This is a genomic window from Burkholderia perseverans (assembly GCF_022870505.1).
Taxonomy (GTDB): Bacteria; Pseudomonadota; Gammaproteobacteria; order Burkholderiales; family Burkholderiaceae; genus Burkholderia; species Burkholderia plantarii.
Window position 1 is genome coordinate 3,645,092 of the sequence record NZ_CP045094.1, and the last position, 15,039, is coordinate 3,660,130.

A 15,039-nucleotide genomic window follows, 5' to 3' on the forward strand; every position below is an offset into this window, starting at 1 on the left:
CCGCTCAGGCGCGCTCGCGCACCGCGTCCGCGCGCGCGACGCGCCGACCAACCGCCGCGAGCCGGCACACCAGCACGGCGACCACGATCGCGAGCCCCCCGGCCACCGACAGCGCCGCCGCGAACCCGCTCGCGAAGCTGCCCGGCGCGACCGCCGCCACGCTGGCGCGCAGCGCCGCCGGCAGCGCGCCGATCGCCTGCGCCGGGTCGCCCGCCAGCAGGTCCGACATGAAGCGCGCGTCGAGCCGCGCCCACGCCGCCGGCTGCGTGGCCAGCGCCGCGCCGAGCGCCGCGTGGGTGCGCGAGGCCAGCACCGCGCCGAGCACGCCGATCGAGGTGACGATCGCCGTGAAGCGCGTGGTGGTGCTGATCCCCGAGGCCATGCCGGTGCGCTCGGACGGCACGCAGGCCATGATCGCCTTCTGCGTGTCGCCGTTCAGCACGCCGGCGCCGAGCCCGGTCACGATCATGCCGAGCGCGACCGGCCCGTAGGCGCCGCGCGCGGCCACCAGCGCGGTCAGCAGGTTGCCCGCGCCGACCAGCGCGAGGCCGGCGGACAGCATCGCCGCGCCCGGCAGCCGGTGCGAGAGCCGCGCGCCCAGATACGGCCCGGCCACCATCGCCACCGCGAACGGCAGCATCCCCGCGCCGGCCCGCACCGCCGCCCAGCCGAACGCGTTCTGCAGGTAGAGCGGCAGGAACGTCATCATCACCTGCGCGCAGGCCGCGTAGCCGAACATGCCGAGCACGGCGGCCACGAAGCGTGGCTGGCCGAACAGCGCGAGGTCGATCATCGCGTGCGGCCGCCGCCGTTCGAGCCGCACGAAGCCGGCCAGCAGCAGCGCGCAGGCCGCGAAGCGCAACAGCGTGGCGGCGCCGTGCCAGCCAGCGTCCTGCGCGCCGATCAGCGCCCAGATGCCGCTCGCGAGGCCCGTGCCGAACAGCGCGCTGCCGGCCACGTCCACGCGTCTGGCGCCGGCATGGCGCGACTCGTCCACCGCGCGCCACGCGCAGCCGAGCAGCACCGCGCAGACCGGCAGGTTCAGCAGGAAGATCCAGCGCCAGCCGACCCACTGCGTGATCACGCCGCCAACGAGCGGCGCCACGGTGGTGGCGAGGCCCATCGTCATGCCCCAGATCGCCCAGGCACGTGCCCGTTCGCGGGCATCGGGAAACGCATGGGCGATCACGGCGAGCGCGGCGGTCAGCAGCATCGCGGCGCCCACGCCCTTGGCCGCGCGCGCCAGATTGAGGAACAGCACGCCCGGCGCGAGCCCGCAGGCGAGCGAGGCCGCCGCGAACGCGAGCAGGCCGAGCAGCATCATGCGCTTGCGGCCGTAGCGGTCGGCCAGCGCGCCCATCGGCAGCAGGCACGAGGCGAACGACACCATGTAGGCGCTGACCACCCATTCCGCATCGGCGAAGCCGGCGTGGAACGCGCGCGCGATCGACGGCAGCGATACCGCGACGATGTTGGTGTCGAGCGTGATCAGCGCGCAGGTGGCCGAGGCCGTGGCCAGCAGGAAGCCCGGCGAGCCGCGCCGGGGCCGGCCGCCGCCGGTGTCGCCGTCGATGCCCTGCATGGCCCGCGCCGGCGTGGAATTCCCGTAGTTCGTCTGGTTCGTGCTGCCCGTCATTGCCTCGCTCCTCGTATCGTCTCGACGCCGATCGTAGCGAGGTCGCTGTTGCCGATCGATAGCATAAGATGGCAACTTCATTCACGAATTCGTTAATGCCGTGAAACTCGAACTGCGCCATCTGCGCTGCGTGCTGGCCGTCGCCGAGCACCTGCATTTCGCCCGCGCCGCCGAGGCGCTCGGCATCGCGCCGCCGTCGCTGACCAAGCAGATCCAGGAGGCCGAACGGCTGCTGCAGCTGCGCCTGTTCCACCGCAGCCGCCGCTCGGTCGAGCTGACCGCGGCCGGCGCCGCCTACGTCCCCGAGGCCGCCGCCGCGCTCGCGGCGCTCGCGCGCGCGCACGAACTCGGCCAGCGCGCCGAGCGCGGCGAACTGGGCCGGATCCGGATCGGCTATGTCGGTTCGGCCGCGTTCACGGGCGTGATGCAGCAGGCCGTGATCGGCTTTCGCGCGCGGCGCCCGCAGGTGGACGTGCAGCTGGCCGAGCTGCCGATGGACGCGATCCCGGCGATGCTCGACGACGGCCGCCTCGATCTGGCCTACGTGCGCCCGCCCGTGAGCTGCCCCGACGGGATCCGGAGCGTGCGCGTCCACGCCGACGAATTCGTCGTCGCGCTGCCGGCCGCCTCGCCGCTCGCGGCGCTGCCGGCGATCGCGGCGCGCCAGCTGCGCGACGCCGCGTTCACGCTGCCCGAGCAGCAAGGCGGCACCTTCGAGGTGGCGCGGCGCGGGCGCTTCGCGCCGGCCATCGAGTCGCGCCCGGGCACGCTCGCCGCCGTGCTCGCGCGCGTCTCGCTCGGCGATACGGTGGCGGTGGTGCCGGGCGCCGTGTGCGACTGCATCCGGCTGCCCGGCGTGGTCTATCGGCCGCTCGCCGGCAAGCCGGTGCGCTCGGAGATCGCGCTGCTGTTCCGCCGCCACGAACGCTCGCAGGCGGTGCGCGCGTTCCTGCGCCACGCCGCCGGTGAAGAGGCGCCGGTGCAGGTGGACAAGGATGCAGCGCGCGCCTGAGCGTTCGCGCCGGCGCGCGGGGGTGGATCGGTTGAATGCTGAAGGCACCGACAAACCGGTCGGCGAACCGCCGACGAGCCAGCCGATGAACAGGCCAACCTACTGGCCGTTAAACCGACCGACGCACCAGCTGACGCACCGGGCGATGAGCCGGCCCGCGAACCGGACGGCAAACCAGCCGACAAACCGGCCGATGCTCCGCGCCGCCACGGCAGCTGCAGCATCGACCCACGCCCGGCCCGCGCCACCCCGATTCCCGCTTGTTCGGCGAGCGCCCGCGCGCTTATCATCGTGCCGTACCGCGGCGCCCGCGCCTGCCCCCGCCGGACGGCGAACCGGGATGCCGGACCCGCACCGCCCCACCCATGACCGAACGCCGATGCTCGCGCTCCTGTTGCTGATACCGCTTCTCGCCGGCCTGATCGCCGGCTCCCGGGACGGCGTGTTGGCCGGCCTCGCCGCCGGCGCGGTGGCGACCGTCGCCGAACTGCTGTTGCTGTCGGTGGCCGGCGTGCTGGCCCGTCGCCGCGACGCGAAGGCCACCGCCCGCCGCGCCGCCGCCGCCGAAGACGCCGAGCGCCTCGCCGCTCCCGACACCGTACCTCCTCCCACCTTCGCCAACGCGGCGATCGATGCGCACGCACCCACTCCAGCCCCGGTGCCGCCGCCCACGCCGCGCCCGGCCGAGATCCGCGCGCGCCGCCCCGACGACCGCCCGCGCCCGATCGACCTGCTGCCGAGCCCGCTCGGCAGCCGCTCCGCCTACCTCGGCGCCGACCACAGCCAGCCGCTGCCGGCCTTCCTCGGCGACCAGGCGAGCTACCAGCGCATCCTGCTCGACGTCGACCTGCGCGCGACCTCGCCCGGCGCCGTCTATCGCCAGCTCTACGCGGGCCTGCGCGCGGCCTGCCTCAAGCACGTCGACGTCGACGAGAACGCCGCCGAGCAACAGCCCGCGATCGCACCGCTCGCCGACCTGCCCGAGCACTTCGATGCCCACAAGCGCGCCGACGACACGCTGTTCGTGGCGTTCCGCAGCCGCGACGCTCGCTGGGCCGGCTTCCGGCTCGGCCGCGACAGCTTCCGCTTTCCGCTCGACCGGCTCGCCGGGCTCGCGCTGAACGTCGGCATCCCGGCCAAGGGCGCGGGCGGCTACGAGATCGAGGCGGTGTTCGACCGCGCGCGCCGCGACACCGAGGCCGACGCCGACTGGCAATGGCACGGCAGCGCGTTCCAGCCCGCGCTGCCCTACTCGGACCGCCATTCGTTCGCGCTGCTCTACGCGCTGACCACGATCGCGCAGCTGTTCGACGTGCGGATCGTCTGCTCGACGTTCTCCGACTGCTGAGCGAGGCTCCGCCGGAAGCGAGCGTCGGCATGCCATCGCTCGCGCCGCCGCGCGAGACCCGCGGGCCGCCCGCCCCACTCGCGACGACGCCATGACGGCGCCCGCTCGCGCCGCCTCACCGCTCCCCGAACCGCCCGACCGGACCACCGGCCCACCGGCCCATTGCCCCGGCACCTTTGCGCTCCACACCCAAGGCGCCCCGCGACACGCAGCTGAAAGCGGCCCCGCCACCCCGCCCGCTAACCCCGACCCAAGTCCCCACCCACCCCGAAGTCCGCCCCCAATTCCCCGTCCCGGCGGCGGTTGCATCCGCGTCACAGTCCGCGATTTTCTGTCCCACCGTATCTCGAATTCAGGACTACACTGATCGCGTTGCGGCGCGAGGGTCTGACGATTTGCGCCGTCGGGGAGATGCCATGAATCGGCCGGTTATCCGAATCCCGCTGCGCGCCACCCGCACCGCCATCCCGGTCTGGAAGCGCGTCAAATGGTTGCTCATCGCGGCCGTGCTGATCGCACTGGTGGTGGTGGTGCGACTTTGTCAGATCGAATTCGCGACCTCGCGATGGCAGGCGCGCTACCTGTCGAGTCTCGCGAGCGACGTCGGCTACACGATGGGCCCCGGCCCCAGCGACAGCATCCGCTACCCGGCCAGCGGCCCCTACGACATGCGCCTCGGCTATTCCCGACTGCCCGACTTCGAACGACGCCTCAGCGCGCGCGGCTACGCGATCGAGGCGCAGGCGCGCGGCTCCGAGCGACTGCTGTCGCTGGCCGACGAGGGCCTGTTCCTGCCCTACGACGAAAAGGACCAAGCCGGCCTGACGGTGCGCGACGCGCGCGGCGAGCCGATCTACGACGCCACGTTCCCGCACCGCGTCTATCAGGACTTCGATGCGATTCCGCCGCTGGTGGTGCGCTCGCTGCTGTTCATCGAGGACCGCTACCTGCTCGATCCCGACGCGCCGAACCGCAACCCGGCGATCGACTGGCGCCGCTTCGGCCGCGCGCTGTCGGACCAGGCGCTGCGCTATGTGAACCACCACCAGCAGACGCCGGGCGGCAGCACGCTCGCCACCCAGATCGAGAAGTTCCGCCATTCGCCCGACGGCCGCACCGCCTCGCCGCCCGAGAAGCTCCGGCAGATCGCCTCGGCCTCGGTGCGCGCCTATCTCGACGGCCCGCAGACGCTGCCCGCGCGCCGCCAGATCGTGGTGCGCTACCTGAACTCGGTGCCGCTCGCGGCGCGCGCGCGCCTGGGCGAGGTGACCGGCATCGGCGACGGCCTCGCCGCCTGGTACGGGCGCGACTTCAGCGAGGTGAACCGCATCCTCGCCGCCCCGCCCACCGAGGCGAACCGTGCCGAGCAGGCCGCCACCTATCGCGAGGTGCTGTCGCTGCTGATCGCGCAGCGCGCGCCCTCGTTCTTCCTCAATCGCGGCTATGCCGACCTGCAGAAGCTGACCGACAGCTACCTGCGGCTGCTGGCCAGCGAAGGCGCGATCACGCCGGCGCTGCGCGACGCGGCGCTGGCCGCCCGCATCGAGCGGCACGCGCCGCCCGCGCTGCCGGCGCAGGCGTCCTACGTCGCGCGCAAGGCGATCACCTCGACGCGCTCGCGGCTGCTCGGCGCGCTCGGCCTGCAAAGCACCTACCAGCTCGACCGGCTCGACCTCGACGCCACCGTCACGCTCGACAACGCCGTGCAGCAGGCCGTGGCCGACCAGCTCGCGGCCGTGACCACGCGCGACGGCGCGAAGGCGGCCGGCCTGATCGGCCAGCAGATGCTGCGCCCCGGCGACGATCCGTCGAAGATCTCGTACAGCTTCACGCTCTACGAACGGCAGGGCGACGCGAACCTGCTGCGCGTGCAGACCGACAGCGTCGACCAGCCGTTCGACGTCAACCGCGGCGCGCGCCTGAACCTCGGCTCGACCGCGAAGCTGCGCACCGTGGTGACCTACCTGCAGATCGTCTCGCGGCTGCACGACCAGTACGCGCCGCTCTCCACCGAAGAACTGAAGCGCGTGCAGCCCGACCCGCAGGACGCGCTCACGCGCTGGTCGCTCGACTACCTGATCGCCACGCGCGACCGCTCGCTCGCGCCGATGCTCGACGCCGCGCTCGAGCGCAAGTACTCGGCCTCGCCCGGCGAGACGTTCTACACCGGCGGCGGCGCGCAGACCTTCACCAACTTCGAGAAGAGCGAGAACGGCCAGATCCTGACCGTCCGGCTCGCGTTCCGCAACTCGGTCAACCTCGTGTTCGTGCGGCTGATGCGCGACATCGTGCGCTACGAGATGGTGCAGACCTCGGGCACGTCGGCGCAGTGGCTCGACGATCCGGACCTGCGCGCGCGCTACCTCGCGCAGTTCGTCGACCAGGAAAGCCGCGTGTACGTGAAGCGCTTCTACGTGAAGTACGCGGGCCAGCCGCCCGACGACGCGCTCGCGCTGATGCTGAAGACGGTGCGCAAGTCGCCGCCGAAGGTCGCCACCGTGCTGCGCAGCGTGGCGCCGGACGCGCCGCGCCCGTGGTTCGACACGCAGATGAAGACGGCGCTGAAGGGCACGCCGGCCGCCGGCCTCGCCGACGACGATCTGGCCGCGCTCTACGCGAAGTACGGCGTCGATCGCTTTAGCCTCAACGATCGCGGCTACATCGCCAGCGTGCATCCGCTCGCGCTCTGGACGCTGGCCTACCTGCGCGTGCATCCGGACGCGACGCTCGACGCCGTGCAGGGCGCGAGCCACGACGTGCGCTTCGCCTCCTACGCGTGGCTCTACAAGACCAAGTACCACGCCACCCAGGACCGCCGGATCCGCCGCATGGTCGAGTTGAGCGCCTATCGGGAGATCGGCCGCTCGTGGCAGGCGCTCGGCTATCCGTTCGCGGCGCTCACGCCGTCCTACGCGGCCGCGATCGGCGCCTCGGGCGACCAGCCCGACTCGCTCGCGAAGCTGATCGGCCTCGTCGCCAACGGCGGCGCGCAGGTGCCGACCGAGAGCGTCACGCAGCTCGCGTTCGCGAAGGACACGCCCTACGAAACGCACTTCGTGCATGCGGGCACCGCGCCGAAGCAGCTGCTCTCGCCCGAGATCGCGGCGGCCGTGCAGCCGATGCTGCGCGACGTGGTGCAGAACGGCACCGGCAAGCGGCTCGCGCAGGGCATGACGTTCCCCGACGGCAAGACGCTCGAGGTGTTCGGCAAGACCGGCACCGGCGACCAGCGCTTCAACGTCTACGCGCCCGGCGCGCGGCTGATCGAGTCGCGCAAGGTGAATCGCAGCGCGACCTTCGTGTTCGGCATCGGCGACCGCTTCTTCGGCGTGCTGACGGCCAACACGCACGAGCCCTACGCGGCGCGCTACGAATACACGAGCGCGCTGGCCGTGCAGCTGCTGAAATCGCTGGCTCCCGCGCTGCAGCCGCTCGTCGAGGCGCCGGGCGCGAAGCCGGCCGCGACGACGCAGGCGGTGCCAGGCTCGGGCAACAACGCCGGCAATCACGCAAGCGATTCGGCGAGCGACAACGCGGCGGCGCGCAACATCACGACGCCCGCCGCCGACGTCTCGCACGGCTGACCAGCACACGGCGCCGGTCGCGGCCGGCCGAAACGACGCACGGGGCGCCGGCTCATCACCGGCGCCCCGTGCGTTTTGCTGCTGCGCCTCGGTTCCGCGTTCGACTGCGCGCGCCGCGCTCAGCCGCGATGCGGCTTGCTCAGCACGATCGTCTCGAACAGCGAGTAGTCGGGGTTCGGCGTCGAGTCGGCGCCGGCCGCGTGGTAGTAGCTGACCGTGATCGTGGTGTGGCCGCCCGCCTCGCCCGGCTCGTAGTCGAACACGGCGATTCCGTAGCCGTTGCCGGCATCGCGCCGCGCCGACCAGACGGCGTCCTCGCGCGCATCGGCGCCGGGCCGCACGAAGGTGCCGGCGGTGGTGCCCGGCACCGGCCGGTTCGGCCTGGTGAACACCATCGCCTGCGGCTGTCCGGTGGCCGGATCGTCGCCATAGGTGTCGGTCGGCGCGCTGGTGCCGCCGCCGCCGAGGATCAGGTGGATCGTGCCGTGGCGCGTGTCGAAGGTGCGGTCCTCGGGGTCGGCGGTGACCACCGGCTTCGGCTGCAGCGTGTCGACCACCGAGCCCGTCGTCGCGTCCATGCCCGCATGGTGATGGCAGCCGCGCACCGGGAAACTGCGCTCGTAGTCGTGATCGTGGCCGCACAGCACGAGATCGACGCCGTAGCGGTCGAAGAGCGGCAGCCACGCCTCGCGGATGCCCTTGTCGGAGCCGTTGCCCGACTTCGACGAGCTGAGCGCGTCCTGATGCATCTGCACCACGATCCAGTCGATCGAGGCGTCGTGCGAGGCGTGCCGCAGCGTCTGCTCGAGCCAGCGCGTCTGCTCGCCCTGGCTGTAGCCGCGCACGTAGAACGAGGTGCCCGGCGCTACCGGCTCGTGGCCGGTGCTGGCGGCCGGCACGAGCGGCGCGGGGCCGGCCACGAAGGCCGCGCCGTCCTGGTAGACCACGTCGTCGGCGTCGAGCGAGACGAACAGCACCGCGCCCACGCGGAACGTGTACCAGCGGCCCGGGAAACGCGTGCCGTTGCCGGGCAGCACGTAGCGCGCGAGATACGAATCGAGCCCCTGCGGGCCGTTGTGGAATTCGATCTCGTGATTGCCGGGGCACGGCATCCACGGGCGGTTCGCCGAGGACAGCTGGTTGTTGTTGCCGAAGTCGCGCCAGACGTCGGGCTGGTGCGCGGGATTCAGGTTCGCGTAGCAGAGGTCGCCGTTGAGCAGGTGGAACAGCGGCTGGAAGCGCTCCACCGCCTGCACCGCGAAGCGGCTCTGCGGCGACGACAGCACCCAGCCCGTGTTCGGCGTGGCCAGATCGCCATAGCTGGTCCAGCGGAATGGCGCGCGCCCGCGCGGCGCGGTGCGGAAGCTCGCGGCGAACGGCTGCGCGGCGTTGGTGTCGTTGTCGGCGGTGACTTCGTAGCCGTACTGCGAGTCGGCCCGCAGCCCGAGCAGGCGCGCGTGATAGGTGAACACCACCGCGCCGTTCAGGCCGTCGGTGTAGGTGCGCTGCACGGCATGCACCGTGAACGGCCGGCCGGCGTCGCCCGACACGCGCACGCGCGGGTTCGCGGCCGGCGCGAGCGAGGCCCACGAGATCGTCACCTCGGACGACGGATCGTCGCCCCAGGTCAGGTGGATCTGTTCCGGCGTGCCGTCGGGCACGGTCGTGGCCGCGCGCGCGGCGCCGAGGCCGCTCGCGGTCGCGAGGCCGGACACGCCGGCCAGCTTCAGGAAACCGCGGCGCGAGACCGCTGCGTGCTGCGGCGCATGCGGGCCGGCGGACGGTGCTTCGGGGGGCGTCTGTTTCGACATCGGTTGGCTCCGATCTTGTGTCGTATCGATCGCGCGGCCCGGCCCCGGCGGCCCGAAGGCGACACGGCGGCGCTGGCGCCGGCGACGGCTGGCGATGCACGAGGGCGGCGACGGCCCGCGCCACCGCCCGGAACCCCGACGATAGACCGGCAATCGTGACGCGCGGATGTCATGCGCGCAGCGATGGGCCGCGAACCGAAGTGGATCCGGCCGCCTGCCCGGCCGCCCGCGTGCCATGCGCGGGCGGCCGGCGGCACGCTCAGCGCGGACGCGCCTTGCCGTCGAGACGCGGCGCGCGCCGGCGCGGCGCGGCCGGCTCCGGCTCCGGCTCGCCGTCGGCCGGCGTCTCGCGCGCGCTGCCGCGGCCGGCCGGGGCACGGCGGGCAGCGGCGCGGCGCGGCGCGGCAGCGGATGCCGATGAGGATGCGGGTGAAGACGCGGAGGCCACCGCCTCGCCGCGCGTGGCCGTGGCCGCCACCGCCGCGTCGAGCGCCGCCGGCAGCACGCCGTGCTCGGCATGCCACTGGCGCAGCAGCATGCGCGTCTGGCCGTCGACGGTGGCCCGCAGCAGTGCGCCGCGCCCGCCGTCGAACGACTCCCAGCCCAGCAGCGTCAGCGCCGAGCGCTGGGCGATGTGGAACACCGTGAGCTGGCCGAGCAGGCTGAATGCGCGAATCCGCGTGACCGGGCTCTCGGGATCGAGGCCCGAGATGCGGCCGACCAGTTCCGCGCAGACGTCGTTGAGCGGGCGCCGGATCCGCTCCATCAGGATCTCGGTGGCCACGTTCGGCTCGAGCCCGGCCTGTTCGCGCGCGAAGAACATGCGCTGGTGAACCGTCTTCGGCGCCGTGAACATCCGCTCCGAGATCGCGTGCATGATGCCGAGGAACGCGTCGATCAGCGTTTCCACGCCGGCCTGCGCGTCGAGCATCGCGCGCGCGTGATCGAGCGGCTGGCCGAACGCCCCGCAGGCCGTGTCGGCGATCGCGTCGGCGCAGGCGCGGAACACCCCTTCCTTGTTCTCGAAGTAGTACTGCAGCGCCGGCGCGTTGACGCCCGCGCGCGCGGCGATGTCCCGCGTCGAGGCGCCGGCGAACCCGCGTTCGCCGAACAGCTCGATGGCGGCCTCGATGATGCGCTGGCGGGTTTCGTCGCCCCGCGCGTAGCCGCTCGACGACGCGCGACGCAGCTTCTTCGCTTCCGTCATAGACCCCTCACAATTCAGACAAACCACATTCTACTTGACACAAATCTACCAACTGGAATAATTCTTCCGCTTGGAATAATTTGGATACCCGAATGTCGTCGACTCCTCAAGACCCGCCGAAAGGCAACCGTCAGGAACCTGCCGCAAATCCGTCTTCGGGCAATCCAGCCCCCGACACCCCCAAACGCAAGCCGAACCGGCGCCGCATCCTGATCGCGCTGGCCGTGGTCGCGCTGATCGGCGGCGCGATCTGGCTGGTCCACTGGTGGACCGTCGGCCGCTTCATCGAGAACACCGACGACGCCTACCTGCAGGCCGACAGCATGACCGCCGCGCCGAAGGTGTCGGGCTACGTGACCGACGTCTACGTGCGCGACAACCAGCAGGTGAAGGCCGGCGACCCGCTCGTCAAGCTCGACGTGCGCCAGTACCAGGTCTCGCTGCAGCAGTCGCGGGCCACCGTGGACGCGCGCCGCGCCGACATCGCGCACGCCGAGGCCGACATCGCCCAGCAGCGCGCCAACCTCGAACAGGTCGAGGCGCAGGCACGCGTGTCGAGCATCAACCTGCGCCACGCCAGCGACGAGTACGCGCGCTACGCGCCGCTCGCCGCCACCGGCGCCGAGACCCACGAGCGTATCGCCGATCTGAAAAACACGCGCGATCAGGCGCAGGCCACGCTGGCCGCGAACAACGCCTCGATCGCCGCGGCCCGTACCCAGATCGCCTCCAGCACCGCGACGCTGCAGCAGGCGCAGGCGCAGCTCGAAGCCGCGCAGGCAAGCGCCGCGCAGTCCCAGCTCGATCTCGACAACACCATCGTGCGCAGCACGCTGGACGGCCGGGTCGGCGACCGCACCGTGCGCGTCGGCCAGTACGTGCAGCCCGGCACGCGGCTGCTGACCGTGGTGCCGGTGCAGGACCTCTATCTGGTGGCGAACTTCAAGGAAACCCAGGTCGGCCGCATGCGCCCGGGCCAGCCCGTCACGCTGCGCGTGGACGCGCTGTCGGGCCGCGAGCTGCACGGCCGCGTCGAGAGCTTCGCGCCCGGCACCGGCGCGCAGTTCGCGCTGCTGCCGCCCGAGAACGCCACCGGCAACTTCACGAAGATCGTGCAGCGCGTGCCGGTGCGGATCCACGTCGACACCGACGACGAGACGCGCCGCGTGCTGCTGCCGGGCCTGTCGGTCAATGTGGACGTCGACACGCGCGGCGACGGGAACCAGCATGGCTGAGGCCGCCACGCCGGCCGGCGCCCCGGCCGCCCCCGCCGCGCAGCCTCACGAACGCGCCACCGCCTCCGACTGGATCGCGGTGGCCGCCGGCTCGCTCGGCGCGCTGATGGCCACGCTCGACATCTCGATCACCAACTCGGCGCTGCCGCAGATCCAGGGCGAGATCGGCGCGACCGGCACCGAGGGCACCTGGATCTCGACCGGCTACCTGATGTCGGAAATCGTGATGATCCCGCTCGCCGCGTGGCTCACGCGCGTGTTCGGCCTGAAGAACTTCCTGCTCGCCTCGTCGGTGCTGTTCATCGCGTTCTCGATGATGTGCGGCTGGTCGAACACGCTCGCGCTGATGATCGTCGGCCGGATCGGCCAGGGCTTCACCGGCGGCGCGATGATTCCCACCGCGCAGACCATCATCCGCACCCGGCTGCCGCCCTCGCAGCTGCCGGTGGGCATGACGCTGTTCGGCCTGATCGTGCTGCTCGGGCCGCTGTTCGGGCCGGTGCTGGGCGGCTGGCTCGCCGAGAACGTCAGCTGGAGCTGGTGCTTCTTCATCAACCTGCCGGTGTGCCTGGTGCTGATCACGCTGCTGGTGGTCGGGCTCACCTCCGACAAGGCGCAGTGGCAGCAGTTCTTCAACGCCGACTGGGTCGGCATCGCGGGCCTCGCGATCGGGCTGTCGTCGCTGACCGTGGTGCTCGAGGAAGGCCAGCGCGAGCGCTGGTTCGAGTCGCAGATGATCGTCTCGCTGAGCTGGGTGTCGTTCGTCGGCATGGTGCTGATCGCGGTCTCGCAGTTCACGGCCAAGCGGCCGATCCTGCGGCTCTCGCTGATGCGCAACCCGCGCTACGCGAGCGTGATCCTGATCGTGGCGGCGGTCGGCGCGGGCCTGTACGGCGTGTCGTACCTGCTGCCGCAGTTCCTCGCGATCGTGGCCGGCTACAACGCCGAGCAGGCCGGCGAGATCATGCTGCTGTCGGGCCTGCCCGCGTTCCTGATGATGCCGATCCTGCCGAGGCTGCTCGGCAAGGTCGATTTCCGGATCCTGGTGATCACCGGGCTGCTGCTGTTCTTCCTGAGCTGCATGCTCGACATCTCGCTGACCGCGCAGAGCGTCGGCCACGACTTCGCCTGGTCGCAGCTGATCCGCGGCGTGGCGCAGATGCTCGCGATGATGCCGCTGAACCAGGCCTCGATGGCCGCCGTCTCGCGCGAGGAATCGGGCGACGCGGCCGGGCTCTACAACATGGCGCGCAATCTCGGTGGCTCGATCGGGCTGGCCATCATCGGCACCATCATCGACCGGCGCACCACGTTCCATACGGCCGCGCTGCGCGAGTCGCTGAGCGCCAACTCGCTGATCGGGCAGGACCGCGTCGCCACCTACGCGGCGAACTGGTTCGCGCGCACCGGCGACATGGCCTACTCGCAGATGCGCGCGTTCGGCCAGATCGCCCAGCAGATCCAGGTGCAGGCCACCGTGATGACCTACTCCGAAACCTTTTACTTGCTCGGACTCGCGCTGATCGCCTGCGTCCCGCTCGCGCTGCTGCTCAGAACGCCGCGCCGCGGTTCGCCGCCGCCCGCCTCGTCCGGCCACTGAACCGATGCACCTCATGACGTTTTCCCCGCCGTCCCGCCGCCGCGCCGTGGTACCCCGCGCGCCCCTCACGCTGCTCGCGCTCGCCGGCCTGCTGGCCGGCTGCACGGTCGGCCCGAACTACCACGGCGCGCCGAGCGCGCCCGACGACGCCGCGTTCGTGCGCACGCCGAAGACGGGCGTGCTGGCCGCGGCACCGGCGCCGAGCGCCTGGTGGCGCGCGCTCGGCGATGCGCAGTTGAACGAACTGATCGCCGCCGCGCTGGCGCACAACCCCGATCTGCACGCGGCGCAGGCGCGCCTGCGCGAGGCGCGCGCGCAACTGAGCCAGCAGCGCGCCAACGCGCTGCCGAAACTCAGCACCGACGCGGCCGTGCTGCGCACGCGCGAGCCCGATGCGAACGCGTTCTCGGCGCTGACCGGCTCCAGCGGTTCGAGCGGCTCGGGCAGCGGCTCGTCGCAGCCCGGCACCGGCCCGATCCAGCTCTACACGGCCAGCTTCGACGCGACCTGGGAAATCGACCTGTTCGGCGGCACGCGGCGCGCGATCGAGGCCGCCTCGGCGCAGGCCGAGGCCGTCAACGCCGATCTCGCCGACACCCAGGTCTCGCTCGCGGCCGAGGTCGCGAACGCCTACGTCGGCCTGCGCGACCAGCAGCAGCGCCTCGCGCTGTCGCAGCGCACCGCCGCGCTGCAGCAGCGGATGCTCGACCTGACGCTGCAGCGGCGCGGCCGCGGCGTGGTGGACGACGCCGACATCGAGCGGCTCACCACCCAGGTGGAAAACACGCGCGCCACGCTGATCCCGCTCGACGCGCAGGTCACCGAGTCGCTCGACCGGCTCGCGATCCTGACGGGCCGCGCGCCGGGCACGCTCGACGCGCAGCTCTCGGCGCCCGACGCCGCGCTGCCGGCGCTGCCCGGGACGGTCGCGATCGGCGACGCCGGCGCGCTCATCAAGCAGCGCCCCGACATCCGCGCGGCCGAGCGCCGGCTCGCCTCCAGCAATGCGCAGATCGGCGAGCACGTGGCCGACTATTTCCCGAAGGTCACGCTGCTCGGCGACATCGGCTTCAGCGCGGCCGATCCGGGCCACCTGTTCCGCAAGCAGAACTACTCGTGGATCGGCGCGCCGTACCTGCAATGGAACCTGTTCGACTTCGGCCGCACGCGCGGCGCCGTGCGCGCGGCCGAGGCCTCGCGCGACGAGGCCGAGGCGAACTACACGAAGGCCGTGCTGGGCGCGCTGCAGGACGCCAACACCGCCCTGTCGCGCTACGGGCACCAGCGCGACCACGTGGTCGCGCTGGCGAAGATCGAGACCTCGGCGACGCACTCGGCCGCGCTGATGGACCAGCGCTACCGGGCCGGCGTGTCGTCGCTGATCGACCTGCTCGACACGCAGCGCGAGGCGCTCTCGGCGCAGCAGAACGTGATCGCGGGGCAGGCCGAACTGCTCGACGACTACATCTCGCTGCAGAAGAGTCTCGGCCTCGGCTGGCAGACCGATGCGAACGCATCGAACGCAGCGGATACGCCGGCTACCGCGGCGGCCGACGCGAAGCCGGCCGGTTGAAGTCGGCGGGTTCGGCGGGATGAGGATGTTGAT

Annotated in this window: 9 protein-coding genes; 6 read left to right on the plus strand and 3 right to left on the minus strand. The window is 72.1% G+C overall.

Going from position 1 to position 15,039, the window contains the following annotated elements:
- Positions 1–4: 4 nt before the first annotated feature.
- On the minus strand, positions 5–1,582 hold the full coding sequence (locus BpN12_RS30805; RefSeq protein WP_246798049.1) for an MFS transporter: 1,578 nt from the start codon (positions 1,580–1,582) through the stop codon (positions 5–7).
- A 154-nt stretch (positions 1,583–1,736) separates the two neighbouring features.
- Between BpN12_RS30805 and BpN12_RS30810 the strand changes: the two genes are divergently transcribed.
- The 3 genes from BpN12_RS30810 (at position 1,737) to BpN12_RS30820 (ending at position 7,580) form a co-directional block, all read left to right on the plus strand.
- Complete coding sequence (locus BpN12_RS30810) at positions 1,737–2,648, plus strand: LysR family transcriptional regulator (RefSeq protein ID WP_246795902.1); 912 nt, start codon at positions 1,737–1,739, stop codon at positions 2,646–2,648.
- A 379-nt stretch (positions 2,649–3,027) separates the two neighbouring features.
- Entirely contained in the window at positions 3,028–3,996 is a 969-nt protein-coding gene (locus tag BpN12_RS30815; RefSeq protein WP_246795903.1) for a hypothetical protein, read from the plus strand.
- Between the two features lie 416 nt (positions 3,997–4,412).
- Entirely contained in the window at positions 4,413–7,580 is a 3,168-nt protein-coding gene (locus BpN12_RS30820) for a transglycosylase domain-containing protein (RefSeq protein ID WP_246795904.1), read from the plus strand.
- A 119-nt stretch (positions 7,581–7,699) separates the two neighbouring features.
- Here the strand turns inward: BpN12_RS30820 and BpN12_RS30825 are convergent, their stop codons facing one another.
- Positions 7,700–9,391 carry a purple acid phosphatase family protein gene (locus tag BpN12_RS30825; RefSeq protein WP_246795905.1) on the minus strand — a complete coding sequence of 564 codons (1,692 nt, stop codon included), beginning with the start codon at positions 9,389–9,391 and terminating at the stop codon, positions 7,700–7,702.
- A 259-nt stretch (positions 9,392–9,650) separates the two neighbouring features.
- Positions 9,651–10,598: a CerR family C-terminal domain-containing protein gene (locus BpN12_RS30830; RefSeq protein WP_246795906.1), complete on the minus strand. Its 948-nt coding sequence runs from the start codon at positions 10,596–10,598 to the stop codon at positions 9,651–9,653.
- 92 nt (positions 10,599–10,690) lie between these two features.
- Between BpN12_RS30830 and BpN12_RS30835 the strand changes: the two genes are divergently transcribed.
- Genes BpN12_RS30835 through BpN12_RS30845 form a run of 3 tightly spaced genes read left to right on the plus strand, consistent with a single transcriptional unit; the run spans position 10,691 to position 15,006 of the window.
- A complete protein-coding gene (locus BpN12_RS30835) occupies positions 10,691–11,833 on the plus strand; it encodes an HlyD family secretion protein (protein ID WP_246795907.1) in 1,143 nt (380 codons plus the stop codon).
- The gene (locus tag BpN12_RS30840) at positions 11,826–13,433 is read left to right on the plus strand and encodes an MDR family MFS transporter (protein WP_246795908.1); all 1,608 of its coding nucleotides are present in this window, start codon (positions 11,826–11,828) and stop codon (positions 13,431–13,433) included. Before BpN12_RS30835 ends, BpN12_RS30840 begins: the two co-directional genes overlap by 8 nt.
- A gap of 4 nt (positions 13,434–13,437) precedes the next feature.
- A complete protein-coding gene (locus BpN12_RS30845) occupies positions 13,438–15,006 on the plus strand; it encodes an efflux transporter outer membrane subunit (protein ID WP_246795909.1) in 1,569 nt (522 codons plus the stop codon).
- Positions 15,007–15,039: the final 33 nt, after the last annotated feature.

Bases quoted from the DNA above. Each gene is read 5' to 3' on its own strand.
- BpN12_RS30805 (WP_246798049.1), bottom strand. From the start codon at position 1,582: ATGCAGGGCATCGACGGCGACACCGGCGGCGGCCGGCCCCGGCGCGGC.
- BpN12_RS30815 (WP_246795903.1), top strand. From the start codon at position 3,028: ATGCTCGCGCTCCTGTTGCTGATACCGCTTCTCGCCGGCCTGATCGCC.
- BpN12_RS30820 (WP_246795904.1), top strand. From the start codon at position 4,413: ATGAATCGGCCGGTTATCCGAATCCCGCTGCGCGCCACCCGCACCGCC.
- BpN12_RS30825 (WP_246795905.1), bottom strand. From the start codon at position 9,391: ATGTCGAAACAGACGCCCCCCGAAGCACCGTCCGCCGGCCCGCATGCG.
- BpN12_RS30830 (WP_246795906.1), bottom strand. From the start codon at position 10,598: ATGACGGAAGCGAAGAAGCTGCGTCGCGCGTCGTCGAGCGGCTACGCG.
- BpN12_RS30835 (WP_246795907.1), top strand. From the start codon at position 10,691: ATGTCGTCGACTCCTCAAGACCCGCCGAAAGGCAACCGTCAGGAACCT.
- BpN12_RS30840 (WP_246795908.1), top strand. From the start codon at position 11,826: ATGGCTGAGGCCGCCACGCCGGCCGGCGCCCCGGCCGCCCCCGCCGCG.
- BpN12_RS30845 (WP_246795909.1), top strand. From the start codon at position 13,438: ATGCACCTCATGACGTTTTCCCCGCCGTCCCGCCGCCGCGCCGTGGTA.